The sequence below is a fragment of the Nocardioides sp. WJ219 genome (assembly GCF_058559815.1).
Genome location: NZ_JBZUJV010000002.1, coordinates 129,949 through 152,798, shown reverse-complemented (window position 1 = coordinate 152,798; position 22,850 = coordinate 129,949). Strand labels below are relative to the sequence as shown.

The following is a 22,850-nucleotide window of genomic DNA, read 5'->3' as shown; positions in this document are numbered from 1 at the left end:
AACTGCTCCCCGAGGTCGCCCAGCGTGGGCCGGGCCAGGAAGAGGTCGCGCAGCGCGATGGTCGCCTCCGGACGGTCGCGCGCGACCTCACCGTGGAGGAGGCGGGTGGCCCGGACCAGGGGCGGGTCGGACTCCGCCCGGGCGGACGCCGGCGCGGCGGACCCGACGCCGGCAGCCGGTGCGGCCGGTGCGGCGCCGGCGGTCGGCAGCGTCAGGGCGGCGGCCAGCAGGGCAGCGGCGAGCAGGGCACGGGGAAGGATGACGATCAGCTCCGGGGAAGAGGAGGCGGTCGGGGGGCCGGTGGGGACCGGTCAGGACGAGGCGGAGATCTTCTCGATCAGGGCGGTGGTCGAGATCGCGGGCGTGCGGGTGAGGTAGACGACCTCGCAGATGTCCCGGAACTCGTCGAAGCGCCCGGCCCAGTCGTCGCCCATCACCAGGACGTCGGCGCCGTGGGTGAGGATGTAGTCGCGCTTGAGCTCGAGGCTCTCCTCGACGAACACCTCGTCGACCGGCTTGAGCGCCGCGACGATCTCGAGCCGCTCGTCCTGGCTGAAGACCGGCTCGCGACCCTTCTTGCGCAGGTTGAGCGCGTCGGCCGAGACGCCGACCACCAGCCGGTCGCCCAGGGCCGCGGCCCGCTCGATGACCCTCAGGTGGCCGACGTGGAAGACGTCGAAGGTCCCGAAGGTGATGACGGTACGGGGCTCGGGCATGGGGGCCAGTGTTCCACGAGGGGCGCCAGGGACCGGGGATGCGACACCCCGGCCGCGCCGGGTGGGGGAGACTGCCCCCGTGTCGATCCATCCCGCCGGACCTCCGTCCCGGCCCCTCGTGCCCTACAGCGACAAGCGCCAGGTCGTGGTGCCGCCGAGCATCCGGGTGGCGGTGTGGTCGCTGCGCCTGGCCGCGCTGTGGACCGTCGGCTCCGCGGTCGCGTTCCTGGTCTGGGCGCGCTCGACCGTCGGCGACGTCGGCACCGCCGTCACCGCCGTCGACGCCGTCTCCGACCTCGGTCTCGACGGGCGCACGGCCGAGGTCGTCCAGGAGGCGATCGAGGTCGCGGGCGACGACCGGTGGGCCGACCTGCTCACGGCCCTCGGGGTCGCGTTCGTCCTGCTCTCGCTGGTCGCCGCGCTGGTCTACGAGCTGCTCGGCCGCTCGCTCTACCGCGGGCGTCGCTGGGCCCGCGGGCTGGCGACCGCGCTGGCCGTGGTCTCGCTGCTCTGGTTGGTCCTCGGACCCCAGGCGTGGGTCTGGGTGGCCCTCGGGGTGACCGGGGTGGTGGCGGCGTGGCTGCCGGCCAGCACGGCGTACCTGACGCAGGTGCGGGCGGCGCGCCGGTGACCGCCACGACCACGAGCCCCGCCCCCGGGCCGCTCGTCGACGCCTCCGCCGACGACGTACGACGCAGCAAGCTGCGCCGGATGCGCACGGTCGCCGTCGCGCTGCTCGTGCTCGCCGCCGTCGTGTACGTCGCCACGCTCGGCCAGGACGGCGTCCTCGGGTTCGTCAACGCCGGGGCCGAGGCGTCGATGGTCGGCGCCATCGCCGACTGGTTCGCGGTCACGGCCCTGTTCAAGCACCCGCTCGGCCTGCCGATCCCGCACACGGCGCTGATCCCGAAGCGCAAGGACGACCTGGGGCAGGGGTTGCAGGACTTCGTGCGCGAGAACTTCCTGCAGGAGGGGATCATCCGCGAGCGGATCGGTGCCGTCGGCATCTCGGCACGGGTCGGGGAGTGGCTCTCGGAGGAGGCCAACGCGCGACGCGTCGTCGAGGAGGTCTCCGAGGTGGCCTGCATCGCGCTGAGCAAGGTGCGCGACGAGCACGTCGAGGCGCTGGTCACCGAGGCGCTCGTGCCGAGGTTCCGCGAGGAGCCGATCTCGCCGCTGCTCGGCGGCCTGCTGTCGGAGGCGGTCCGCGACGACCTGCACCTCGGGCTGGTCGACCTCGCGCTGCAGGAGCTGCACGACTGGCTGCGCGAGAACCCCGAGACGGTCCAGGAGGTGCTGGGGGAGCGGGCGCCCTGGTGGGCCCCGGACAGCCTCAACGAGCGCGTCACTGCTCGCGTGCACGTCGAGATGGTGCGCTGGGTCGGCGACATCCGCACCGACCCGAGCCACCGCGCGCGGGTCGCGCTCGACTCGCTGCTGCGCCAGCTCGCCGACGACCTGCTCGGCGACCCGGCGACCCAGGAGCGCGCCGAGCGGCTCAAGGACCGGCTGCTCGACCACCCCGCCGTGGTCACGTCCGGCATCTCGCTGTGGAAGGCGCTCCAGCGCGCGCTGACGACGTCGCTGGGCGACCCCGAGGGCGCCGTACGACGCCGGCTGCGGGCCGAGGTCACCGCTCTCACCGTCCGCCTGGGCGAGGACGCCGCGCTCCGGGAGCGCCTCGACGGGCGTGCCGCCGACGCCGCGGTGTTCGTCGTCGAGCGCTACGGCAGCGACCTTGCCGCCGTGATCAGCCACACCATCGAGCGGTGGGACGGCAAGGAGGCGGCCCAGCGGATCGAGCTGCACGTGGGACGCGACCTGCAGTTCATCCGGATCAACGGCACCATCGTCGGCGGCCTCGTGGGGCTGCTGATCCACGCCGTCGCGGTCCTGGTCGAGTGAGGTGATTGACTAGGACCATGGCTGATCCCGTGAACGTCTCGATCGAGGACGAGACCATCAAGCTCGGACAATTCCTCAAGCTCGCCAACCTCGTGGAGTCCGGCTCCGCGGCCAAGGAGCTCCTCGCCGGCGGCGTCGTCCGGGTCAACGGCGTGCCCGAGACCCGCCGGGGCCGCCAGCTGGTCAACGGCGACCTGGTCCAGGTCGCGGCCCAGTCGGCCCGGGTGGCCGACGGCTCCACGCCCGACGACTTCCCCTGGTAGCAGCAGCGACCCCACCATCGGTGGTCTCGAGACGGGCCTGGCGGCCCTCCTCGACCAGCGTGGGTGACTGACGGTGGTCGAGCCGCGGGGACGAAGTCTCCGCGAGTCGAGACCCCCGCAGGGTGCGCACCTCGCCGGGTCTCGACTCGGGCTCGCTGGCGCTCGCCCGGCTCGACCAGCGTGGGGGATGGTCTCGAGACGGGCCTGGCGGCCCTCCTCGACCAGCGTCAGTCACCGACCACCGGTGGTCGACGAGGTTGCACTGGCTACCGCCCCGAAACCACCCGCCCGACCAACGTGGGTTGCCGACCCGGTGGTTGAGGAGGTTGCGCTGGCAACCGTCTCGAAACCACCCCGCAAGGGTGCGCACCCCGCCGGGTCTCGACCCGGGCTCGCTGGCGCTCGCCCGGCTCGACCAGCGTGGGTCACCGACGGTGGTCGAGCCGCGAGGACGACGTCGCCGCGGGCCGAGACCCCCGCAAGGTGGGCGAGCAGCGTTCAGCGCACCTCGAGCAGGTCCACCACGAAGATCAGGGTCTCGCCGGGCTTGATCACGCCGCCGGCGCCGCGGTCGCCGTAGCCGAGGTGGGGCGGGATGACGAGCTGGCGGCGGCCGCCGACCTTCATGCCCTGCACGCCCTGGTCCCAGCCGGAGATGACCTGGCCGATGCCGAGGCGGAACTGCAGGGGCTCACCGCGGTTGTAGGAGGCGTCGAACTCCTCACCGGTGGAGTGGGCGACGCCGACGTAGTGGACCTTGACGGTCTGGCCGGCGGCGGCCTCGGGCCCGTCGCCGACGGTGACGTCGGAGATCACCAGGTCGGTGGGCGGTTCGGGGTCGGGGAACTCGATCTCGGGCTTCTCCATGGAGCCACCCTAGGACCCCGCGGTCAGGGGGCGCCGCCCACCCGGACGGGCAGGCGATGCAGAAACTCGGGACGCATGGGTACGGCGGAGCCTGCTCCCTCCTGTCCCTCCGTCCTCTGGAGAATCACTCATGCCCCCCTCCTTGGTCTCCTCGGCGCGCCACCGGCCCGTCCTGGCCACCCTGACGGCCCTCACCACGGCCGTCGCGCTCGGCGCCGCCCTGCCGTCCCCGGCGGCCGGCGCCGCCCCACCGGGCTCGTACGCCGCCACCGCCCACGGCGACATCGTGCGGCTCGACGCCGACCTGCTCGGCGGCAGCCTCGCCGACGTGGTGGTCGGGCACGCCCGGGCCACCACCGACACGGCGGCCTCGCCGGAGGTGACGGCCAGCAGCGCCAACGTCGACGTCGCGCTCGGTGGCACCCCGCTGCCCCTCGACAGCACCGAGGCCTCCGCGCCGCCGTCGAGCGACCCGCCGGTCGAGACGCTGCTGCCGCTCGACCTGGCGCCGCTGGCCGACGTCGACGTGATCGAGGGCGACGTCTCGGCGGCGTACCTCAGCGACGACGCGTGCGTGCCCGCGGTGGGCGGCCAGCGGCTGCTCGGCTCGGCCCGCACCGAGCTCGCCGGGCTCACCGTGCTCGGTGTGCCCACCCTGCCCGGCCTGCCCCCGATCGCGACCACGGCCCGGGTGGCCGCCTCGACCACGACCAGCACCACCCGGCTGGTCGACGCACCCGGCGACGGCGACCTGGTGGTCGCCGAGACCACCACCCAGGTCGGCGACGTCTCGCTGCTGGGTGGCCTCGCCGTCGTGAAGGTGGCCGGCCCGGCCGTGCTGCGCGCGACGGCCGGCGGGGCCGGGGGGACCACGGAGTACTCCGACCCGCTGGTCACGGTCCGCCTCGCCGACGGGGAGGTCCTCGACGTCCCCGCCGACGGCGACCGGCTCGACGTACCGATCCCCCTCGGTCTGCTCACGGTCGACCTGGGGGTGCGGTTGGCCGCACCGCAGGAGACCACCACCGCGACGTCGGCCTCCGCGTCGCTCGACGCCGTGCTGGCCATCGACCTCTCCGTGCGCGCGGCGAACGGCCCCGTGGTCGACCTCTCGCTCGCCGTGGGTCCGATGACGGCCGCGGCGACGGCTCCGGCCGGTGGCGTGCTCTGCCAGGCCGACCAGGGCCCGGTCGACTCCGACTCCGACGGCCTCACCGACGCCGAGGAGGACGCAGCGGGCACCGACCCCGCCGATCCCGACTCCGACGACGACGGACTCACCGACGGCGCCGAGGTCAAGACCCACGAGACCGACCCGCTCGACCCCGACACCGACGGCGACGGCCTGTCCGACGGTGTCGAGGTCAACGGCACCCGCACCGACCCCAACGACGCCGACACCGACGACGGTGGCGTGACCGACGGTGCCGAGGTCGGCTACGGCACCGACCCGCTCGACGGGACCGACGACCTCCCGGGCGGTGACGGCGACGGCGACGGCCTCCCCGACGGCCAGGAGGGCGAGCTGGGCACCGACCCGGCCGACCCCGACAGCGACGACGACGGGCTCTCCGACGGTGCCGAGGTCAACACCCACGAGACCGACCCCCTGGACGCCGACACCGACGACGGTGGTGTCGGCGACGGCGACGAGGTCGAGGCCGGCACCGACCCGCTGGCCGGGGGTGACGACGTACCGCCCGTGGACGGGGACGCCGACGGCGACGGCCTCACCGCGACGGAGGAGCAGGCGGCCGGGACCGACCCCCGTGACCCGGACACCGACGACGACGGACTGACCGACGGCGCCGAGGTCCACACCCACGAGACCGACCCCCGCGACCCGGACACCGACGACGGCGGCATCACCGACGGCGCCGAGGTGGCCCACGGGCTCGACCCGCTCGACCCCGCTGACGACCACCCGGCCAACGACGCGGACGGCGACGGCCTGACCACGCGCGAGGAGGCCGCGGCAGGTACCGACCCCGCCGATCCCGACACGGACGACGACGGCCTGTCCGACGGCGCCGAGGTCGAGTTCTTCACGACCGACCCGACCGACCCCGACACCGACGACGGGGGTGTCGGCGACGGCGACGAGGTCGAGGCCGGCACGGACCCGCTGGACGGGTCCGACGACGGCGCCGACGGTGGTACCGGTGGGGCCGACCCGGACGGCGACGGCCTCACCAACGGCCAGGAGGCCGCGCTCGGCAGCGACCCGCGTGACCCGGACACCGACGACGACGGCGTCGACGACGGCCGGGAGGTCGCCGGCCCGGCTCGCTACTCCCGTTGCAGCACGTCGCCGACCCGGGTCGACTCCGACCGTGACGGGCTGCACGACGGACGTGAGACCCGCGGGATCGTCGTACGGCAGCAGGTGACGCGCGCCGGCCACCGCCGGACCATCGGCAAGGTGTGGCCCAACCCGTGCGCCCGGGACACCGACCGGGACGGGCTGAGCGACCGCGCGGAGGTCGTCGGCACCAGGATCCGGCAGCGCGTGGTGGCCAGGGGCGGCACGTTCGTGATCGGTCACCGCCGGACCAACCCGGTCGCCGCGGACACCGACCGGGACCGGCTCGGTGACAAGCAGGAGGTCACCGGAAGCCGCAACGGTCGCCACGACCGGCGCCAGACCGACCCGGCCGACTACGACACCGACAACGGCCGGGTGAGCGACGGCGCGGAGGTGCGCCAGGGGTCCGACCCGAGCGACGTCCGCTCGAGTCCCCGCTCGCCGAACGGTCACCTGGGACCGAACCGGTCGCAGGCGAGGGGCTAGGTCCTGTCCTGGCCCTGGATGCGCCCCCGCTCGTCGCACGCCGCGGCGAGCGGGGGCGCTCCCACGCTGCAGTGCCGCAGGTGGTGGACCGGCTCGGCCGGCGGCTCCACGGCCGCGGTGCCCGACCCCAGTACGTCGTCGCGCACGGTCAGTGCGGCGGCCACCCCGGCGACGACCAGGACCGCCGCCGAGATCCACAGCGCGTTGCGGAACCCCGACGGGGCGCCGCTGTCGATGCCCGCGATCACCGGGATCGCGGCGACGGCCAGCAGACCGCCGGTCCGGGCGACGGCGTTGTTGACGCCCGAGGCCATCCCGGCGTGCTCGTCGGGTGCCGCGCCGAGGGCGGCGGCGGTGAGCGGCGCGACCAGCAGCGAGAGCCCCAGCCCGAAGACGACCACGCCCGGCAGCACGTCGACGAGGTAGCCGTCGCCGGGCCCGACGCCGGCGAGGAGCAGCAGGCCGCCGGCGCAGACCAGGGGGCCGACCGACATCGGGATCCGGGGGCCGATGCGGGAGGCGAGCTTGCCCGCACGCGGCGACAGCACCAGCATCAGCGCCGTCACCGGCAGCAGTGCCGAGCCCGCCGCGACCGGCCCGAACCCGGTGGCCTCCTGCAGCTGCACGACCAGCAGGAAGAACACCGCGCCGAAGCCGCCGTAGACCAGGAACGTGACGCCGTTGACGGCACTGAACCGTCCGGAGGCGAACGCCCCGAGCGGCAGCACGGGGTACGCCGCCCGCCGCTCGCGCAGCACGAACAGGGCGGCGCCGACCACGGCGACCGCCAGCCCGGCCGCCACGACGGCCCCGCCGCGCCGCGCCTCGATCAGTGCGAAGGTGAGCCCGGCCAGGGCCACGGCGCCGAGCAGGCCACCGGTCCAGTCGACGTCGGTGCCGTCGGAGCCCTCGTCGTGGGTCTCCGGCACGTGCCGGAGCGCGAGCCAGACCACCACCGCGGCGAGCGGCAGGTTGATCAGGAAGACCCAGCGCCACGACGCGACGTCGACGAGCCACCCGCCGAGCAGCGGCCCGATGGCCGTGGCGACGCCGCCCAGCCCCGACCACGCGCCGATCGCCCGCGCGCGGTCCTCGGAGCGGAACGTGACCTGCAGCATCGCCAGGCTGGCGGGGGTCAGCAGTGCCGCCCCCACGCCCTGGACGGCCCGGGCGGCGATCAGGGTCCCGACGTCCTGCGCCAGCCCGCAGGCCAGCGAGGCGACGGCGAACCACACCACGCCCACCACGAAGATGCGCCGCCGGCCGAAGCGGTCGCCCAGCGTGCCGCCGAGCAGGATGAACGACGCGAGCGTCAGCGCGTACGCCGACACCGTCCACTGCAGTGCCGAGAACTCCGCGTCCAGCGAGGCGCCGAGGGCCGGCAGGGCGACGTTGACGACGGTGGCGTCGATGCCGGCCAGGGCCGAGCCCATGATCGCGGCGACCAGCACCCACCGGCCGGCGGCCGTCGAGAGCGCCAGGTCGGGTGCGGTCGCCACCTACTGCTGGTGCACGTAGGAGTCGAGCTGGTCGCGCTCGAACTGCAGCTGCCCGATCTTGTGCTTGACCACGTCGCCGATCGAGATGATGCCGACGAGCGTGCCCCCGTCGCAGACCGGGACGTGGCGGAACCGCTTGGCCGTCATCCGGGCCATCACCTCGTCGAGGTCGTCGTCGGGCGTGCAGGTCTCGACCGACTGGGTCATGATCGCCGCGACGGTGTTGTTGACGACCGTGCCGTCGTGGTGCAGGTGGCGGACGACGTCGCGCTCGCTGACGATCCCGTCGACGCTGGTGCCGTCGCCACTGACGACGAGGGCGCCGATGTTGTGCTCGGCCAGCAGCGAGATCAGCTCCCGTACGCCGGCCTCGGGAGGGATGGTCACGATGTCGCGGTTGACCTTGGCCTCGAGGATCTCACCGATGTGCATGGGCGGGACGCTACTGCTGGGGCGGGCTCGTGTCACCAGGCTCGCGGGGCTCGCGGGCACGGTGGGCCCGTAGGTCGCTGACGCTGCCGGGGCCCGAGGTCGGCCAGTCGGGGTCGCCCTCGTGGTCGTCGGGCAGCCCGCCGACGAACGACAGGGCCGCCTCGTGCAGGTGGCCGTTGGACGCCAGGGCGTTGCCGCCCCAGGGGCCGTCGGTGCCGTCGAGGGCGGTGAACCGGCCACCGGCCTCGCGCACGATCACGTCGAGGGCGGCCATGTCGTAGACCTCGAGCTCCGGCTCGGCGGCGAGGTCGACCGCGCCCTCGGCCAGCAGCATGTAGGACCAGAAGTCGCCGAACCCGCGGGTGCGCCAACACCGCCGCATCAGCGACAGGACGTCGTCGAGCCGGCCCCGCTCCTCCCAGCCGCTGAGCGAGGAGTAGGCGAGGTGGGCGTCCTCGAGGCGGCGTACGTCGGAGACCTGCATGCGGGTGGCCTTGAGCAGCGAGCGGCCGGTCCAGGCGCCGTTGCCGCGCGAGGCCCACCAGCGCCGCTGCAGCTGGGGGGCCGAGACCACGCCGAGCACGACCTCGTCGTCGACGACGAGGGCGATCAGGGTGGCCCAGACCGGGACGCCGCGGACGAAGTTCTTGGTGCCGTCGATCGGGTCGACGACCCAGCGGCGCTGCGAGTTGCCGCTCGAGCCCTGCTCCTCACCCGTGATCGCGTCGCGGCTGCGCACCCGCGACAGCGTGCGCCGGATGCCCTCCTCGACCGCCTGGTCGGCGTCGGTGACGGGGGTCAGGTCGGGCTTGCTCATCACGTGCAGGTCCAGCGCCTTGAACCGGGCCGTCGTCAGCGCGTCGGCGTCGTCGGCCAGCACGTGCGCGAGGCGCAGGTCGTCGGTGAAGTCGGTGCGATCTGCGGCCACGGGCGACAGGCTACTGACCCCGAAGTGGTTTATCTTTCATCTATGGAGATCAACGGGCTTCCCCTGCACGCTCTCGCGGTCCACGCCGCGGTGGTCCTGACGCCGCTCGCCGCGCTCGCGGGCCTGCTCTACGCAGCGGTCCCGCGGTGGCGGGACTGGCTGCGCTGGCCGCTCGCGGCGGGGGCCGCCGCCGCGTTCGTCGCCATCTGGGTCGCCTACCTCTCCGGGGAGAGCGTCGCGGAGGCCAACGCCGGCAGCTATGAGTTCGAGGAGCTGCCGGCCCTGCTCGAGACCCACGAGGAGCGGGCCGGCATCCTGCGCTGGTCGGTCACCGCCTTCGCGCTGGTCGCCTTCGCCGCCGCCTGGTTCCACACCCGCACCGGCACCACCCGCATCGCGCTCGGGGTGGGTGTCGGCGTCCTGGGGGTGCTGACCCTCGTCTACACGGTGCTCACCGGCGAGGCCGGCGCCAGCATCGCCTGGTACGGCGTGGAGGGCTGAGCCGGCGGCTCAGTACTCGCTGACCGACCGGGCGGTGAGCAACCGCCGGAACGACGACACCCGGTCGGGGTCGGCCTCACCGCGCGCCAGGGCCACGTCGAGACCGCACTCCGGCTCGTCGTCGCCGTGGGTGCAGCCGCGGGGGCAGTCCTCGGTCATCTCGTCGAGGTCGGGGAAGGCGCCGATCAGGTCCTCGGGCCGCACGTGCGCGAGCCCGAACGACCGGATCCCGGGGGTGTCGATGATCCAGCCGCCCGCCACGCCGTCGTGGTCGGGCAGCGGGAGCAGGTAGGCCGAGGTCGAGGTGTGGCGGCCACGACCGGTGACGGCGTTGACGATGCCGACCTCGCGGAACGCGTCGGGCACCAGCCCGTTGACCAGCGTGGACTTGCCGACACCGCTCGACCCGACGAGCACGCTGGTGCGCCCGGCCAGGCGCTCGCGCACCTCGGTGAGGTCGCCGCCGCGCTCGGTGACCACCCACGGCACGCCGAGGGAGCGGTAGGTCACCAGCAGCTCGTCGGGGGACTTCAGGTCGGCCTTGGTCAGGCACAGCAGCGGCGTCATCCCGGAGTCGTACGCCGCGACGAGCGCGCGGTCCATCATCCGCGGCTGGGGCTCGGGGTCGGCCAGCGCGGTGACGATGACCAGCTGCTCGGCGTTGGCGACGATGACCCGCTCCACCGGGTCGTCGTCGTCGGCGGTGCGCCGCAGGGTCGTCGTCCGCTCGACGACCTCGACGACGCGGGCCAGCGTGCCGCCGTCGCCCGAGGTGTCGCCGACGACGCGCACCCGGTCGCCGACCACCACGCCCTTGCGGCCCAACGGGCGTGCCTTGACCGCCAGCACGGTGACGCCGTCGACCAGCAGGGTGAAGCGACCCCGGTCGACGGTGACGACGACGCCGTCGACCGCGTCGTCGTACGACGGCCGCTCCTTGGTGCGCGGGCGGGTCCGGCGGCGGGGCCGCTCGTAGTGCTCGGGGTCGTGGTCGGAGTAGCGGCCGGACATCGGGGAGGGTGCCTCAGACCAGCGAGGACCAGAAGGCCGCGAAGTCGGGGAAGGTCTTGCTGGTGGTGGCGACGTCCTCGACGAGGACACCGTCGACCGCGGCACCGATGATCACGCCGGCGTGCGCCATCCGGTGGTCGGCGTAGGTGTGCCACACGCCGCCGCGCAGCGGGGCCGGGGTGATCGACAGCCCGTCGGGGTGCTCGGTGACCCCGGCGCCGAGGGCGCCGAGCTCGGTGGCCAGCGCCGTGATCCGGTCGGTCTCGTGGCCCCGGATGTGCGCGATCCCGCGCAGGTGGGACGGCCCCTCGGCCAGGGCGCACAGCGCAGCCACGGCGGGCGTGAGCTCGCCGACGTCGTGCAGGTCGAGGTCGACCCCCTGGAGCCGGTCGGGACCGGTGACCTGGAGGCCGTCGTCGGTGCGGGCGACCTCGCACCCCATCTGCGACAGGATCGAGCGCAGCTCGTCGCCTGGTTGCGTGGTGGCCTCGGGCCAGTCGCGCACGGTGACCCGCCCGCCGCTGACCGCCGCCAGCGCCAGGAACGGCGCCGCGTTGGACAGGTCGGGCTCGATCACGTGGTCGACCGCCTGCACCGGACCGGGCGCCACCGCCCAGCGGTTGGCCTCGCCGTCGTCGACCTCCACGCCGTGCTCGCGCAGCACGGCCACGGTCATCTCGATGTGGGGGAGCGAGGGCACCGGCTTGCCGTCGTGGCGCACGTCGACGCCACGGTCGAACCGCGCCCCGGCGAGCAGCAGTGCCGAGACGAACTGCGAGGAGGCCGAGGCGTCGATGACCACCGTGCCGCCCGGGACCGACCCGGTGCCGCGCACGGTGAACGGCAGCGCGCCCCGTCCGCCGTCGTCGACGTCGACCCCGAGCGCGGCCAGCGCCGCGAGGACCTCGCCGATGGGCCGCGAGCGCATGTGCGGGTCGCCGTCGAAGGCGACGGCGCCCGAGGACAGTCCGGCGATCGGCGGCACGAACCGCATCACGGTGCCGGCGAGGCCGCAGTCGACGTCGGCGTCGCGGTCGAACGTCCCCGGCGTGACGAGCCAGTCGGCACCGGACGTGTCGACCGTCGAGCCCAGCGCCGTCAGCGCCGAGGCCATCAGGAGGGTGTCGCGCGAGCGCAGGGCCCGGCGTACGACGGACGGGCCGTCGGAGATCGCGGCCAGGACCAGGGCCCGGTTGGCCAGCGACTTGCTCCCCGGCAGCGAGACGGTGACGTCGACGGGTTCACGCACACGGGGTGCGGGCCACGGGTCCGGCAAGTCAGCCGACCTTGGCCTTGGCGAGCTTGGCCTCGCGTCGGGCCGCACCGGCGAGGTGCTTGGCCTCGCGGCGGGCGTCCTTGGCGACGCGGCGGGCGCGCCACGCCACGCCGGGCTGGCCGTCGGTGTCACCGGCCACGACGATCAGCGAGCCGATCAGCGCGAGGTTCTTGAAGAACTGCTTGGTCTGGCTCGCCTTGGCCGCCGGGTCGGTCTCCGACCAGAACGCGTGGCCGGCGATCGTGGCCGGCACGAGCGAGCTGATGATCGCGGCGGCACCCAGGCGGGGTGCGCGGCCGGTGCCGAGGGCGAGTGCCCCGGCCACCTGCACGCCGGCGTTGAGGCGCACCAGGGTCTCGGTGTCCTCGGGCAGCGGCACCCCGGCCTTCTTGGCTGCCGGCACCACCTTGTCGGTCAGCTTGGCGGCGGACGGCGCCACCGCGGCGGGGTTCCGCAGGTTTCCCTGGGCCAGGTAGATGATCCCGACGGCGATCAGTGGGCGGGCGACGAGGCGGCTGAGGCTCATGGTCCCAACCTAGGTGATCCCCCGGGGCGCCTCGCCACCCCTACGATCGAGGCCATGTGCGGCAGGTACGCCTCGAGCAGGCAGCCCGACGACCTCGCGGAGGAATTCGACGTCGTCGACTCCCGTGTCGAGGCGGCGCTCGAGCCCGATTACAACGTCGCCCCCACCAAGGAGGTCTACGCCGTGGTGGAGCGGACACCGTCGGTCCGCGACGGCGACCCCGACGCGCCGCCCGCCGCCACGGACGACCCGGTGCGCCAGCTGCGGGTGCTGCGCTGGGGGCTGGTGCCCTCGTGGGCCAAGGACCCCGGCATCGGCAACCGGATGATCAACGCGCGCATGGAGACCGTGGCGGACAAGCCGGCGTTCCGGCGGGCCTTCGCCAAGCGGCGGTGCCTGCTGCCGGCTGACGGCTACTTCGAGTGGTACGAGACCGAGCAGCCCTCCGCCGTCGGACGGGCGAAGGGGAAGCCGCGCAAGCAGCCCTTCTTCATCCGGCCCGCCGACGGGGGAGTGCTGGCGATGGCGGGCCTCTACGAGATCTGGCGCGACCCCACCCGTGCCGACGACGACCCCGAGCGGTTCCGCTGGACCTGCACGGTGATCACCACCGACGCCGCCGACGACCTGGGCCGCATCCACGACCGGATGCCGCTGATGGTCGAGCCCGACCGCCGGGGCGCCTGGCTCGACCCGCGCACCGACCAGGACACCCTGCTCGACCTGCTGGTGCCCGCCGCCCCGGGCCGCCTCGAGGCCTACCCGGTCTCGCCGGCGGTCGGCAACGTGCGCAACAACGGGCCCGAGCTGGTCGAGCCGCTGCCGCTCGACGAGACCGGGAACGAACCCCGGGACGAGCCCCGGGACGAGCCGGGCGACGGCCAGGGGACCCTGCTGTGAGCCGCCACGAGCTGCTGGTCGACACCCCGCACGGCGAGGGCCTGCTGGTCACCGACCGGGCGCGGCGCCCGATCGCCACCGTGCTGCTCGGCCACGGTGCCGGCGCCGGTATCGACACCCCGGACCTCGAGGCGCTGGCCGCGGCGCTGCCGCGCAACGACGTCTCGGTGGTGCGGTTCGAACAGCCGTGGAAGCGCGCCGGCCGCAAGGTCGCCACCGCCCCGCCCACCCTCGACGAGGCGTTCATCGCCGGTGCCGACAAGCTGCGCACCCGCTCGCCGCTGGTCGTCGGCGGCCGGTCGGCGGGGGCCCGCTCGGCGGCGCGCACCGCCCGCAGGCTCGGTGCGGTGGGCTGCCTGGCGCTGGCGTTCCCGCTCCACCCCCCGGGCAAGCCGGAGAAGTCGCGTCTCCCCGAGCTGCGCGGCGCCCGGGTCCCGATCCTGGTGGTGCAGGGGGAGCGCGACACCATGGGCCTGCCGGAGTCGTTCCCACCCGACCTCGACCTGGTCGTCGTCCCCGGCGCCGACCACTCCTTCCGGGTGCCGAGGAAGGGTCCGGTCAGCCAGGACGAGGCGCTCGAGATCCTGGTCGAGTCGACCCTCGAGTGGATCGTGCGCGAGGTCGTCGGGAATCCCTCCCGGCCCTGAGGTGTTCTGTCCCACGTGATGGCAGTGATGGATCGTCCCACCGGCGACGTACGCTGGGACCTGATGACAGACCTATCCACCGAGCCCGAGGTCGTCGACCTCGAGACCGAGACCGACGCCGAGCGCTCGCTGCGCTTCGAGCGTGACGCCCTGCCCTTCCTCGACCAGCTCTACTCGGCGGCGATGCGGATGACCCGCAACCCCGCGGACGCCGAGGACCTGGTGCAGGAGACCTTCGCCAAGGCCTACTCGGCCTTCCACCAGTTCCGGCCGGGCACCAACCTCAAGGCGTGGCTCTACCGGATCCTGACCAACACCTTCATCAACAACTACCGCAAGAAGCAGCGCCAGCCGCAGCAGTCGATGTCCGAGGACGTCGAGGACTGGCAGCTCGCCCGCGCCGAGTCGCACAGCTCCTCGGGCCTGAAGTCGGCCGAGATGGAGGCGCTCGAGCACCTGCCCGACTCGCAGGTCAAGGACGCACTGCAGCGGCTCCCCGAGGAGTTCCGGCTCGCGGTCTACCTCGCCGACGTCGAGGGGTTCGCCTACAAGGAGATCGCCGAGATCATGGACACGCCCATCGGCACCGTGATGTCGCGACTGCACCGCGGGCGACGCCAGCTACGCGACATGCTGTCCGACTACGTGCGGGGCAACGACCTGCTCCCGGCTGCCACGGTGGAGGCGAAGTCCTGATGAGCCACGACCACGCCCACGCCGGGCCCACCGCCGACCAGGACTGTGCCGACTTCCTCGAGCGCATCGTCTACTTCCTCGACAACGAGCTCGACGACGCCGACTGCGACGCCGTCCGCGTGCACCTCGACTCGTGCAACCCGTGCCTGGTCAAGTACGACCTCCAGCGCACCGTGAAGTCGGTCGTCGCGCGGTCGTGCACCGAGGTGGCCCCGGCCGACCTCCGCGAGCGGGTCCGCATCCGCATCCGCGAGGTGCAGGTGCAGATCACCACCACCGAGGGCTGACCGGCACCGCCTTCGCCGCCCGATTTCCGCCTCGCCCCGCCTGCCTGAGAGACTGGGCCGATCTCGATCCCAGGAGGACACCATGGGCAAGACCGGACGCAAGCGCCGCGCGCGCCGCAAGAAGGGCGCCAACCACGGAAAGCGCCCCAACAGCTGAGCTGTTTCTCGACCCCCGGCCACCGGCCGGGGGTCGCGTTCGTTTTCCGGTCCGTCCTCCGCGCTACAGGCGCCCGAGGAACCGCTCGCGGTCGACGACGACCCGGGTGACCTCCCCGGAGCCGACGACCTTGCCGGCCGAGGTGCCGCCCACGTGCCGCGCCGCCACGGTGAAGCGGTGCAGCCGGCCGTCGGCGTACGCCGTGGAGGCCGTGACCTCGACCGCCTGGCCGACGGGCGAGGCGCCGAGGTGCTCGACGGCGATCCGGGTGCCGACCGACGTCGAGCCCGCCGGCAGGGTCGGCTCGAGGGCGGCGCAGGTGGCAGCCTCGAACCAGGCCAGCAACCGGGGCGTGCCGAGCACCGGGAGCGTCCCGGAGCCGACCGCGGCGGCGGTGTCGTCGTCGGTCACGGTGAAGGACACGGTGGCGGTGAGCTCGTCCACTCAGGACTCCAGACGGTAGGCCAGCAGGTCGACGTGGGGGTTCGGCGACCAGTCGCGCTCGGGCAGGCGCACGAAGCCGAGCCTCTCGTAGAGACGGTGCGCGCTCGTCATCGTGGTGCTGCTCGACAGCACGACCGCCGCGAGGCCACGACGGCGTAGCTCCTCGACCACCCAGACCGACAGGGCGCGGCCGTGGCCCCGGCCGTGGTGGGCGGGGTCGACGGCCAGCATCCGGAACTCGCCCTCCTCGTCGGTGGCGATCTCGCGCCACGACGACCCGGGCGGGCACAGGGTCACCGTGCCGACGACGGTCCCGTCGTCGTCGAGCGCCACCCACACCTCGGCCTCGCGGTCGCGCCGCTCGAGGTCGACCAGCTGGTCGGCGTAGTCGGCCTCCTCGGCGACGTGGTCGGCGTAGGCGGCGAGCAGGACCCGCCGTACCTGCGCGTGGTCGCCGGGCTCGAGGCGTCGTACGTGCATCAGATGCCGAAGGTCGACCGCGGGTAGGCCGCGTCGACGTCGGTGATCACGTTGACCAGGTAGGGCACCCCCGAGGCGAAGGCCCGGTCGATCGCGGCGCCGATCTGGCGGGGGTCGGTCACGGTCTCGCCGGCGCCGCCGAGGGCCTTGACCACCCCGTCGTACGCCGTGCGGGGGGCGAGGTCGGCCGCGACGTCGTAGCCGTAGAGCATCTGCATCGGGCCCTTCTCCAGGCCCCAGGCGGAGTTGTTGCCCATCACCATCACCACCGGCAGGTCGTGGCGCACCAGCGTGTCGACGTCCATCAGCGAGAAGCCGGCGGCGCCGTCGCCGAGCAGCAGCACGACCTGCGACGACGGGCGGGCGATCCGGGCCGCCATCGCCGCGCCGAGGCCGGCCCCGAGGCAGCCGTAGGGGCCCGGGTCGAGCCAGCCCCCGGGGCGCTTGGGCTCGACGTACTTGCCGGCGAAGCTGACGAAGTCGCCGCCGTCGCCGATCACGACGGCGTCGTCGGCCAGCCGCGGCACCAGCTCGCCGTAGATCCGGGCGGGGTGGATGGGGTCGGCCTCGGCGCCGAGCAGCGCGCGGTCGCGCTCGACCGCGGCGGCGACCGTCTCCTGCAGGGAGGTCACCCAGGCGCGCCAGTCGGGCTTGGCGCCACGCTCGAGCGCGGCGAGGAGGCCGTCGAAGAACGACGTGAGGTCACCCGAGACCGACTCGGCTAGCGCGGCGTGCTGCGAGACCTGGCCGGGGCTGTCGGCGACGTGGACGACGCGGGCGTCGCCGAAGACGCCGTAGCCGAGCCGGAAGTCGAGCGGGGTGCCGACGACGACCACGAGGTCGGGCTCCTTGAGCGCCTGGCTGCGCGCCTTGGTCACCAGGAGCGGGTGCCCGCCGGGGACGACGCCGCGGCCCATCCCGTTGGTGATCGCCGGGACGCCGGCCGCCTCGACGAACCGCATCGCGGCCACCTCGGCTCGATCGGCCCACACGTCGGTGCCGAGGACCAGCACCGGGCGCGCGGCCGCGGCGAGCAGCCCGGCCACCCGGTCGACCGCGTCGGTGTCGGGCTCGGCGCCGCGGGTGCGCTCGCCGCTCGGCGCGGGGCCGGAGGAGCTGGCGAAGAACTCGTCCATCGGCACGTCGACGAAGACCGGCCCGCGGTGCGACGAGCCGGCCAGCCGGAACGCCTCGTCCATCCCGCCGAGCACGTCGCCGGCGGTCGGCAGGGTCGCGGCGTGCTTGGAGACCGACGCCACGATCGGGGGCTGGTCGAGCTCCTGCAGGCTGCCGCTGCCCCAGCGGTTCTGCGGCGCCCGGCCGCCCACCACGACCATCGGGGAGCCGGCGAACTGCGCCTGCGCGATCGCACTGACGCCGTTGGTCACGCCCGGGCCCGCGGTGAGCACCGCCAGCCCCGGCACCCGGGTCAGCTTGCCGGTGGCCTCGGCCGCGAACGCCGCGGTCTGCTCGTGCCGCACGTCGAGGAGCCGCACCGGAGGTCCCTGGCCCTCCTGCTGGGTCCGCACCGCGCCGTCGTACATCGGGAAGACGTGGGCGCCGGACAGGGTGAACATCGTCTCGACACCGTGCGCGCGGGCAGCGGCGACCGCCAGCTCCCCCGCGTGCCCGGTGATCTGCTCGGGGCTCTCGTCGGTCATGCCCGCACGCTATCGACCCGTCGCAACGATGCGACGGGTCACCGCGAGATCGACGCTGACCCGTCGCAACGATGCGACGGGTCACCGCGAGATCGACGCTGACCCGTCGCAACGATGCGACGGGTCACCGCGAGATCGACGCTGACCCGTCGTACATGTACGACGGGTCAGCGCGGGAGGTCAGCGCGACGGGTCCGGGCGGGGTCAGACGGAGAAGGCCTCGTTGGTCTCGCGCAGGACGCCGACGAGCACGAGCATCAGGTCGGCGCGCACGGTCGGGGGGCGGCTGCCGAGGGCGAGGCGGAGGTAGAGGGAGCGGAGGAAGGCCTGGGCGTTGCCGGTCGTGACGTAGGGGTCGGAGCCGCGCGCGCGGGCGTGCGGGGAGGCGCCGCCGGCGATCCGGTTGACCCACGGCTCGAGCACCGTGAGCGGCACCGTGCCGCGGCGGAGCACCGCCATCGTGGTGCCGACGAGCCGGTCGGCCTCGCCGTGGGTGAACGGCTGGTCGACGGGCAGCAGCAGCCGGTCGGCGACGACGTCGAGCACGACGGTCAGCTCGGCGCGTCCGAGGTGGGGGGAGCGGGACAGCGCGCCGAGGGCGTCGGCGCCGTGCGCGACCGCGTGCGCCCAGCCCTTGCCGTCGACCCAGCCGCGCAGGTCCTGCTCGCGCAGCAGCCACGTGGCGATCGCGTCGCCCCACTGCAGCACCTTGCCGCCGAGCACGAGCGGCCGGCTGTTGTCGCGCTCGATGCACTCGGCGACCACGAGGGCCGAGAACGCGCGCCGGAACACGCTGTCGGTGTCGCGCTCACCCAGCCCGGCGCCGAGCCCGGCGACCATGCCGTCGCCCAGGCCGGGGAGCAGGTCGTCGTAGACCCCGCGGGCGATCCAGGTCGCCAACGTGGGGTACGCCGTCCCGTCCCGCAGGACGGGGTCGACGTCACCGAGCATCACCGTCAGCTCCTCGGTGAGGTCGCTCAACGAGAGGTGCTCCGGGACCCGGAAGTCATCGTCGTGCACCTGCTTCCAGTTCACCCGAGACACCGGCGCATTGTTTCAGACAAACTCGGCACCACCCAGTCGGGTGGGTCCGATCCGGAGGGTTCCGGTCCGGACGGGGGCCTATCCTCGGTCGGTGCCGTCCTTCGCCGAGATCGTCCGCACGCGCACCGATCTCGACGCCGACGACGTCGCCTGGCTGCAGCTCCTGCAGGCCGACTGGCAGATCATCGCCGACCTCTCCTTCGCCGACCTGGTGCTGTGGCTGCCCGACCGGGCGGGGACGGGATTCTGGGCGGCCGGGCAGATGCGGCCGACGACCGGCCCCACGGCGTACGTCGACGACCTGGTGGGCCAGTTCGTCGAGCGCGGACGCCGGCCGCTGCTGGAGGCGGCGTACGACCAGGGCCGCACGGCGCGCGAGGGCGACCCCGAGTGGCGCGACGAGGTGCCGGTGCGCATGGAGTCGATCCCGGTGGTGCGGGCGGGCCGGGTGATCGGGGTGATCGGCCGGCACACGAACCTGCTCGGGGTGCGCACCCCCAGCCGCCTCGAGCTGTCCTACCTGCAGGCCGCGACCGACCTGACCCAGATGATCGCCTCCGGGCACTTCCCGGCCACCGGGCAGCGCAGCGACCACGCCGACTCCCCGCGGGTGGGCGACGGGTTCGTCCGCGTCGACGACGCCGGCCGGGTCGCCTACGCCAGCCCCAACGCCCAGTCGGTCTTCCGCCGGCTCGGGCTGTCCGGCGACCTCGCCGGCCAGTCGGTCGCGGAGGTGGTGCGCGACCTGGTGCCGCCGCGGCGGCGTCCCGACGAGGAGACGCTCAGCGCGGTGCTCGGCGGTCGCGCCCACCGGGACGTCGAGATCGGCACCGACGAGGTCTCGCTGATCGTGCGATCGATCCCGTTGCGGCCCGAGGGCACGCACATCGGCGCGCTGGTGCTGGTGCGCGACGTGACCGACCTGCGGCGGCGCGACCGCGAGCTGGTGACCAAGGACGCGACCATCCGCGAGATCCACCACCGGGTCAAGAACAACCTGCAGACCGTCGCCGCCCTGCTGCGGCTGCAGGCGCGCCGGATCGACAACGAGACCGCCAAGCTCGCGCTCGAGGAGGCCGTGCGCCGGGTCGGCACGATCGCGATCGTGCACGAGACGCTGAGCCAGGCGGTCGAGGAGACGGTGGAGTTCGACGAGATCGCCGACCGCCTCGGCACGATGGTCGCCGAGGTGAGCGCGCTGACCGGACGGGTCCGGGTCAGCCGCGAGGGGAGCTTCGGAGTGCTGCCCTCCGAGGCGGCCAACGCCCTGGCCATGGTGCTGACCGAGCTCCTCCAGAACGCCGTCGAGCACGGCTACGACGACGCCGACGTCGCCGCGCAGGCCACGATCGTGGTCGGGGTCGACCGGGTCGCGGGCCGGATGCACGTCGTCGTCGACGACGACGGTCGCGGCCTGCCGCCGGGCTTCAGCCTCGACGGGTCGACCAACCTGGGCCTGTCGATCGTGCGCACGCTGGTGGAGTCGGAGCTCGGTGGCCAGCTGGAGGTGCGGGCCCGGCCCGACGGCGGCACCCGGGTCGCGATCGACGTGCCGGAGCTCGCGTGAGGGGTCCTCGGGAAACCGGGGACTAGGCGGTGCGCACCCGGGCGCGGGCGTTGCGACGCTTCAGGGCCCGGCGCTCGTCCTCGCTCAAGCCACCCCAGACGCCGTGGTCCTGTCCCGCCTCCAGCGCCCATGCGAGACACTGCTCGCGGACGTCACAACGTCGGCAGACCTGCTTGGCCTCCTCGATCTGGAGGATGGCGGGGCCGGTGTTGCCGATCGGGAAGAACAGCTCCGGGTCCTCGTCGAGGCAGGCGGAACGGTGGCGCCAATCCATGGCAGGTGGATCCTTCTAGGTAGAGACGTGCAGGCAGGGATGCTCAGGCCTGCGGGCGCGCGGACAATCCCGTGTGTGAAGGATTTCACGAGCGCTCGACCACTGTCGCAACTATCGGTGCCCGGATCAAGTGTTTCCACCGGTTCGTTGGGTCACAGAGACGATCGTGGGCTGCGTACGCTCGGCCCGTGACCGATCCGGCGACGTCCACGCCCACCTCCCCGGCCGCCCCGCTGCCGCTCCTCGTCGCCGCCGTCCTGGTGGCCCTGCAGGGGGTCGGCCTGGTCGTGCTGGCGGTCGTCGGGCTGCTCGACGTCGTCCCGTCGCGGCTCGAGGTCGGCGTGTCGGTCGGGGTCTTCTTCGGCGCCTACGGCGTCGCGCTCCTGGCCTGCGCCTGGGCGCTGACCCGTCGGCGTCCCTGGGCGCGGGGGCCGGTGATGATCACCCAGCTGATCCAGCTCGGCATCGCCTGGAACGCCCGCGACAACGCCCTGCTGGCTCTCGCGCTCGCCGTCAGCGCCCTCGTCGCGCTGGCCGCGATGATCCATCCGGCCACGCTCGAGGCGCTGCTCGGCGACCCCGACGACGGGTCCTGACGGGCGCCCGGTCGGCGTCGCGCCGGGCCGGGCCGCGCGGGGTCAGTGCCCGTCGGGGGCCTCGAGCGAGGCCCGCAGCTCCTCGAGGGTCCGGGTGAGCAGCCGGGAGACGTGCATCTGGGAGACGCCGATCTCCTCGGCGATCTGCGACTGGGTCATGTTCTTGAAGAACCGCAGCAGCAGGATCCGCTTCTCCCGCGCCGGCAGCTTCTCCAGCAGGGGCTTGATCGACTCGCGGATCTCGACGTGCTCGAGCCCCTCGTCGTCGATCCCGATGGCGTCGAGCATGCTCGAGGAGCCGTCCTCGGTGCTGTCGGTGGCGTCGAGCGAGAGCGTCGAGTAGGCGTTGCTCGACTCGATGCCCTCGACGATCTCCTCGACCGTGCAGCCGATCGACTCGGCCAGCTCGCGCGGGGTGGGGGAGCGGCCCAGGCTCTGGGTGAGCTCGGCGGTCGCCGCGCCGATCTGCATGCGCAGCTCCTGGAGCCGCCGCGGCACCCGGATCGCCCAGCCCTTGTCGCGGAAGTAGCGCTTGATCTCGCCGATGATCGTCGGGGTGGCGTAGGTCGAGAACTCGACGCCGCGGTCGGTGTCGAAGCGGTCGATCGACTTGATCAGCCCGATCGTGCCCACCTGCACCAGGTCCTCGAACGGCTCGCCACGGTTGCGGAAGCGGCGTGCGCAGTGCTCCACCAGCGGGAGGTGCAGGTGGACGAGGGAGTCGCGGGCGTGGGAGCGGGTCGCGTCGGAGCCCAGGTCGTCACGCATCACGACGAACAGCTCGGCGCTGCGTTGTCGGGTGAGCTCGACGCGGGTCCGGCGGGCGTCGTCCGCCGGGTCGGGCTCGCGAACGTCGTCGCGAGGCGGGGTCGGTTCCATGGTCAGCTGCCGGCTCCGGCAGCCGAGGACACCATGGTCATCACGATCGCGAACCGGCCCCCGGCGCTCTCGATGTCGGCCGAGGAGGCCAGCGTCGCCAGCACCTGCCAGGCGAAGCTGTCGAGGTCGGGGACGGGGTTGCCGGCGGCCTGGACGGCGATCGAGATCGTCATCCGGCCGGGCGCGAGGTAGAACGCAGCCGTCAGGTCGCCGCCGTCGTCGGCGTGGTCGAGCACCATCGCGTTGGCCTCGCCGACCGCGATCCGCAGGTCCTCGATGTCGTCGATGGTGAAGTCCAGGCGCGCGGCCAGGCCGGCGGTCGTCGTCCGCAGCACCGACGCGTAGGCACTGTCGGCCGGCAGCCGGAGCTCGACGTCGGCGCGACCGTCGGGGGCCACGGGCTGGTCGACGGGCTGGGACGTCACTGGCATGTCCATGTCCTTCGTTGACGGTGCTCGGCGTTGCGACCCTACTGCCACCCCTGCTCGTGCTCGGGCCGTACC

The 22,850-nt window shown here is 73.6% G+C and carries 27 protein-coding genes; 12 read left to right on the top strand and 15 right to left on the bottom strand.

Annotation, left to right across the window (positions count from 1 at the left end; genetic code table 11):
• Nucleotides 1-311 precede the first annotated feature (311 nt).
• The gene (locus AC4MBH_RS04790) at nt 312-716 is read right to left on the bottom strand and encodes an FAD synthase family protein (RefSeq protein ID WP_491793207.1); all 405 of its coding nucleotides are present in this window, start codon (nt 714-716) and stop codon (nt 312-314) included.
• A gap of 79 nt (nt 717-795) precedes the next feature.
• Here AC4MBH_RS04790 and AC4MBH_RS04785 point away from each other — a divergent pair, with 79 nt between their 5' ends.
• Genes AC4MBH_RS04785 through AC4MBH_RS04775 form a run of 3 tightly spaced genes read left to right on the top strand, consistent with a single transcriptional unit; the run spans nt 796 to nt 2,884 of the window.
• A complete protein-coding gene (locus tag AC4MBH_RS04785; protein ID WP_491793206.1) occupies nt 796-1,347 on the top strand; it encodes a hypothetical protein in 552 nt (183 codons plus the stop codon).
• Nucleotides 1,344-2,621, top strand: coding sequence for a DUF445 domain-containing protein (locus AC4MBH_RS04780; protein WP_491793205.1), 1,278 nt, complete (start codon nt 1,344-1,346; stop codon nt 2,619-2,621). Before AC4MBH_RS04785 ends, AC4MBH_RS04780 begins: the two co-directional genes overlap by 4 nt.
• A gap of 17 nt (nt 2,622-2,638) precedes the next feature.
• Entirely contained in the window at nt 2,639-2,884 is a 246-nt protein-coding gene (locus AC4MBH_RS04775) for an RNA-binding S4 domain-containing protein (protein ID WP_491793204.1), read from the top strand.
• Nucleotides 2,885-3,382: 498 nt separating this feature from the next.
• Here AC4MBH_RS04775 and AC4MBH_RS04770 read toward each other — a convergent pair whose 3' ends face one another.
• Complete coding sequence (locus AC4MBH_RS04770; protein ID WP_491793203.1) at nt 3,383-3,751, bottom strand: FKBP-type peptidyl-prolyl cis-trans isomerase; 369 nt, start codon at nt 3,749-3,751, stop codon at nt 3,383-3,385.
• A 130-nt stretch (nt 3,752-3,881) separates the two neighbouring features.
• Here AC4MBH_RS04770 and AC4MBH_RS04765 point away from each other — a divergent pair, with 130 nt between their 5' ends.
• On the top strand, nt 3,882-6,542 hold the full coding sequence (locus AC4MBH_RS04765) for a hypothetical protein (protein ID WP_491793202.1): 2,661 nt from the start codon (nt 3,882-3,884) through the stop codon (nt 6,540-6,542).
• Here the strand turns inward: AC4MBH_RS04765 and AC4MBH_RS04760 are convergent.
• Genes AC4MBH_RS04760 through AC4MBH_RS04750 form a run of 3 tightly spaced genes read right to left on the bottom strand, consistent with a single transcriptional unit; the run spans nt 6,539 to nt 9,434 of the window.
• Nucleotides 6,539-8,041, bottom strand: a complete 1,503-nt coding sequence (locus AC4MBH_RS04760) for an MFS transporter (protein WP_491793201.1) — start codon at nt 8,039-8,041, stop codon at nt 6,539-6,541. The genes AC4MBH_RS04765 and AC4MBH_RS04760 overlap by 4 nt on opposite strands.
• Complete coding sequence (locus tag AC4MBH_RS04755) at nt 8,042-8,473, bottom strand: CBS domain-containing protein (RefSeq protein WP_491793200.1); 432 nt, start codon at nt 8,471-8,473, stop codon at nt 8,042-8,044.
• A gap of 10 nt (nt 8,474-8,483) precedes the next feature.
• The gene (locus AC4MBH_RS04750; RefSeq protein ID WP_491794111.1) at nt 8,484-9,434 is read right to left on the bottom strand and encodes an inositol monophosphatase family protein; all 951 of its coding nucleotides are present in this window, start codon (nt 9,432-9,434) and stop codon (nt 8,484-8,486) included.
• Nucleotides 9,435-9,443: 9 nt separating this feature from the next.
• On the opposite strand from AC4MBH_RS04750, the gene AC4MBH_RS04745 reads away from it, so the two are divergent.
• Nucleotides 9,444-9,902 carry a DUF2231 domain-containing protein gene (locus AC4MBH_RS04745; protein ID WP_491793199.1) on the top strand — a complete coding sequence of 153 codons (459 nt, stop codon included), beginning with the start codon at nt 9,444-9,446 and terminating at the stop codon, nt 9,900-9,902.
• A 9-nt stretch (nt 9,903-9,911) separates the two neighbouring features.
• Here AC4MBH_RS04745 and rsgA read toward each other — a convergent pair whose 3' ends face one another.
• The 3 genes from rsgA to AC4MBH_RS04730 are packed head-to-tail and all read right to left on the bottom strand — an operon-like array spanning nt 9,912 to nt 12,715.
• Entirely contained in the window at nt 9,912-10,913 is a 1,002-nt protein-coding gene (gene rsgA, locus AC4MBH_RS04740; RefSeq protein WP_491793198.1) for a ribosome small subunit-dependent GTPase A, read from the bottom strand.
• A 13-nt stretch (nt 10,914-10,926) separates the two neighbouring features.
• Nucleotides 10,927-12,162: a 3-phosphoshikimate 1-carboxyvinyltransferase gene (gene aroA / locus AC4MBH_RS04735; RefSeq protein WP_491793197.1), complete on the bottom strand. Its 1,236-nt coding sequence runs from the start codon at nt 12,160-12,162 to the stop codon at nt 10,927-10,929.
• A gap of 28 nt (nt 12,163-12,190) precedes the next feature.
• Entirely contained in the window at nt 12,191-12,715 is a 525-nt protein-coding gene (locus AC4MBH_RS04730) for a hypothetical protein (protein WP_491793196.1), read from the bottom strand.
• Nucleotides 12,716-12,769: 54 nt separating this feature from the next.
• Between AC4MBH_RS04730 and AC4MBH_RS04725 the strand changes: the two genes are divergently transcribed.
• The 5 genes from AC4MBH_RS04725 (at nt 12,770) to AC4MBH_RS04705 (ending at nt 15,402) form a co-directional block, all read left to right on the top strand.
• Nucleotides 12,770-13,615 (top strand): SOS response-associated peptidase, encoded by an 846-nt coding sequence (locus AC4MBH_RS04725; RefSeq protein WP_491793195.1) that lies wholly within the window; start codon nt 12,770-12,772, stop codon nt 13,613-13,615.
• Nucleotides 13,612-14,262, top strand: coding sequence for an alpha/beta hydrolase family protein (locus AC4MBH_RS04720; RefSeq protein WP_491793194.1), 651 nt, complete (start codon nt 13,612-13,614; stop codon nt 14,260-14,262). The genes AC4MBH_RS04725 and AC4MBH_RS04720 overlap by 4 nt, the downstream gene beginning before the upstream one ends.
• Nucleotides 14,263-14,325: 63 nt before the next feature.
• The gene (locus tag AC4MBH_RS04715) at nt 14,326-14,958 is read left to right on the top strand and encodes a sigma-70 family RNA polymerase sigma factor (protein ID WP_491793193.1); all 633 of its coding nucleotides are present in this window, start codon (nt 14,326-14,328) and stop codon (nt 14,956-14,958) included.
• Nucleotides 14,958-15,245 (top strand): mycothiol system anti-sigma-R factor, encoded by a 288-nt coding sequence (rsrA, locus tag AC4MBH_RS04710; RefSeq protein WP_491793192.1) that lies wholly within the window; start codon nt 14,958-14,960, stop codon nt 15,243-15,245. Before AC4MBH_RS04715 ends, rsrA begins: the two co-directional genes overlap by 1 nt.
• 82 nt (nt 15,246-15,327) lie before the next feature.
• Nucleotides 15,328-15,402 (top strand): 50S ribosomal protein bL37, encoded by a 75-nt coding sequence (locus AC4MBH_RS04705; protein WP_370249596.1) that lies wholly within the window; start codon nt 15,328-15,330, stop codon nt 15,400-15,402.
• Between the two features lie 63 nt (nt 15,403-15,465).
• On the opposite strand, the gene AC4MBH_RS04700 is transcribed toward AC4MBH_RS04705, so the two are convergent.
• The 4 genes from AC4MBH_RS04700 to AC4MBH_RS04685 form a co-directional block, all read right to left on the bottom strand.
• The gene (locus AC4MBH_RS04700) at nt 15,466-15,846 is read right to left on the bottom strand and encodes a thioesterase family protein (protein ID WP_491793191.1); all 381 of its coding nucleotides are present in this window, start codon (nt 15,844-15,846) and stop codon (nt 15,466-15,468) included.
• On the bottom strand, nt 15,847-16,326 hold the full coding sequence (locus AC4MBH_RS04695; protein ID WP_491793190.1) for a GNAT family N-acetyltransferase: 480 nt from the start codon (nt 16,324-16,326) through the stop codon (nt 15,847-15,849).
• Nucleotides 16,326-17,987, bottom strand: coding sequence for an acetolactate synthase (locus tag AC4MBH_RS04690; RefSeq protein WP_491793189.1), 1,662 nt, complete (start codon nt 17,985-17,987; stop codon nt 16,326-16,328). Before AC4MBH_RS04690 ends, AC4MBH_RS04695 begins: the two co-directional genes overlap by 1 nt.
• Nucleotides 17,988-18,191: 204 nt before the next feature.
• The gene (locus AC4MBH_RS04685) at nt 18,192-19,031 is read right to left on the bottom strand and encodes a DUF2785 domain-containing protein (RefSeq protein WP_491793188.1); all 840 of its coding nucleotides are present in this window, start codon (nt 19,029-19,031) and stop codon (nt 18,192-18,194) included.
• Nucleotides 19,032-19,122: 91 nt separating this feature from the next.
• Here AC4MBH_RS04685 and AC4MBH_RS04680 point away from each other — a divergent pair, with 91 nt between their 5' ends.
• On the top strand, nt 19,123-20,598 hold the full coding sequence (locus AC4MBH_RS04680) for a sensor histidine kinase (RefSeq protein WP_491793187.1): 1,476 nt from the start codon (nt 19,123-19,125) through the stop codon (nt 20,596-20,598).
• A gap of 22 nt (nt 20,599-20,620) precedes the next feature.
• Here the strand turns inward: AC4MBH_RS04680 and AC4MBH_RS04675 are convergent, their stop codons facing one another.
• The gene (locus tag AC4MBH_RS04675) at nt 20,621-20,872 is read right to left on the bottom strand and encodes a WhiB family transcriptional regulator (protein ID WP_027863177.1); all 252 of its coding nucleotides are present in this window, start codon (nt 20,870-20,872) and stop codon (nt 20,621-20,623) included.
• A gap of 188 nt (nt 20,873-21,060) precedes the next feature.
• Between AC4MBH_RS04675 and AC4MBH_RS04670 the strand changes: the two genes are divergently transcribed.
• On the top strand, nt 21,061-21,468 hold the full coding sequence (locus AC4MBH_RS04670; RefSeq protein WP_491793186.1) for a hypothetical protein: 408 nt from the start codon (nt 21,061-21,063) through the stop codon (nt 21,466-21,468).
• Between the two features lie 42 nt (nt 21,469-21,510).
• Here the strand turns inward: AC4MBH_RS04670 and AC4MBH_RS04665 are convergent, their stop codons facing one another.
• Both AC4MBH_RS04665 and AC4MBH_RS04660 read right to left on the bottom strand, forming a co-directional pair.
• Nucleotides 21,511-22,347, bottom strand: coding sequence for an RNA polymerase sigma factor SigF (locus AC4MBH_RS04665; RefSeq protein ID WP_491793185.1), 837 nt, complete (start codon nt 22,345-22,347; stop codon nt 21,511-21,513).
• 2 nt (nt 22,348-22,349) lie between these two features.
• Nucleotides 22,350-22,778 (bottom strand): ATP-binding protein, encoded by a 429-nt coding sequence (locus AC4MBH_RS04660; RefSeq protein ID WP_491793184.1) that lies wholly within the window; start codon nt 22,776-22,778, stop codon nt 22,350-22,352.
• Nucleotides 22,779-22,850 lie beyond the last annotated feature (72 nt).

Coding starts and splice junctions, on each gene's coding strand:
- AC4MBH_RS04660 (WP_491793184.1), bottom strand. CDS start 22,778: ATGCCAGTGACGTCCCAGCCCGTCGACCAGCCCGTGGCCCCCGACGGT.
- AC4MBH_RS04755 (WP_491793200.1), bottom strand. CDS start 8,473: ATGCACATCGGTGAGATCCTCGAGGCCAAGGTCAACCGCGACATCGTG.
- rsrA (WP_491793192.1), top strand. CDS start 14,958: ATGAGCCACGACCACGCCCACGCCGGGCCCACCGCCGACCAGGACTGT.
- rsgA (WP_491793198.1), bottom strand. CDS start 10,913: ATGTCCGGCCGCTACTCCGACCACGACCCCGAGCACTACGAGCGGCCC.
- AC4MBH_RS04675 (WP_027863177.1), bottom strand. CDS start 20,872: ATGGATTGGCGCCACCGTTCCGCCTGCCTCGACGAGGACCCGGAGCTG.
- AC4MBH_RS04715 (WP_491793193.1), top strand. CDS start 14,326: ATGACAGACCTATCCACCGAGCCCGAGGTCGTCGACCTCGAGACCGAG.
- AC4MBH_RS04790 (WP_491793207.1), bottom strand. CDS start 716: ATGCCCGAGCCCCGTACCGTCATCACCTTCGGGACCTTCGACGTCTTC.
- AC4MBH_RS04690 (WP_491793189.1), bottom strand. CDS start 17,987: ATGACCGACGAGAGCCCCGAGCAGATCACCGGGCACGCGGGGGAGCTG.
- AC4MBH_RS04770 (WP_491793203.1), bottom strand. CDS start 3,751: ATGGAGAAGCCCGAGATCGAGTTCCCCGACCCCGAACCGCCCACCGAC.
- AC4MBH_RS04730 (WP_491793196.1), bottom strand. CDS start 12,715: ATGAGCCTCAGCCGCCTCGTCGCCCGCCCACTGATCGCCGTCGGGATC.
- AC4MBH_RS04665 (WP_491793185.1), bottom strand. CDS start 22,347: ATGGAACCGACCCCGCCTCGCGACGACGTTCGCGAGCCCGACCCGGCG.
- AC4MBH_RS04765 (WP_491793202.1), top strand. CDS start 3,882: ATGCCCCCCTCCTTGGTCTCCTCGGCGCGCCACCGGCCCGTCCTGGCC.
- AC4MBH_RS04695 (WP_491793190.1), bottom strand. CDS start 16,326: ATGCACGTACGACGCCTCGAGCCCGGCGACCACGCGCAGGTACGGCGG.
- AC4MBH_RS04775 (WP_491793204.1), top strand. CDS start 2,639: ATGGCTGATCCCGTGAACGTCTCGATCGAGGACGAGACCATCAAGCTC.
- AC4MBH_RS04725 (WP_491793195.1), top strand. CDS start 12,770: ATGTGCGGCAGGTACGCCTCGAGCAGGCAGCCCGACGACCTCGCGGAG.
- AC4MBH_RS04745 (WP_491793199.1), top strand. CDS start 9,444: ATGGAGATCAACGGGCTTCCCCTGCACGCTCTCGCGGTCCACGCCGCG.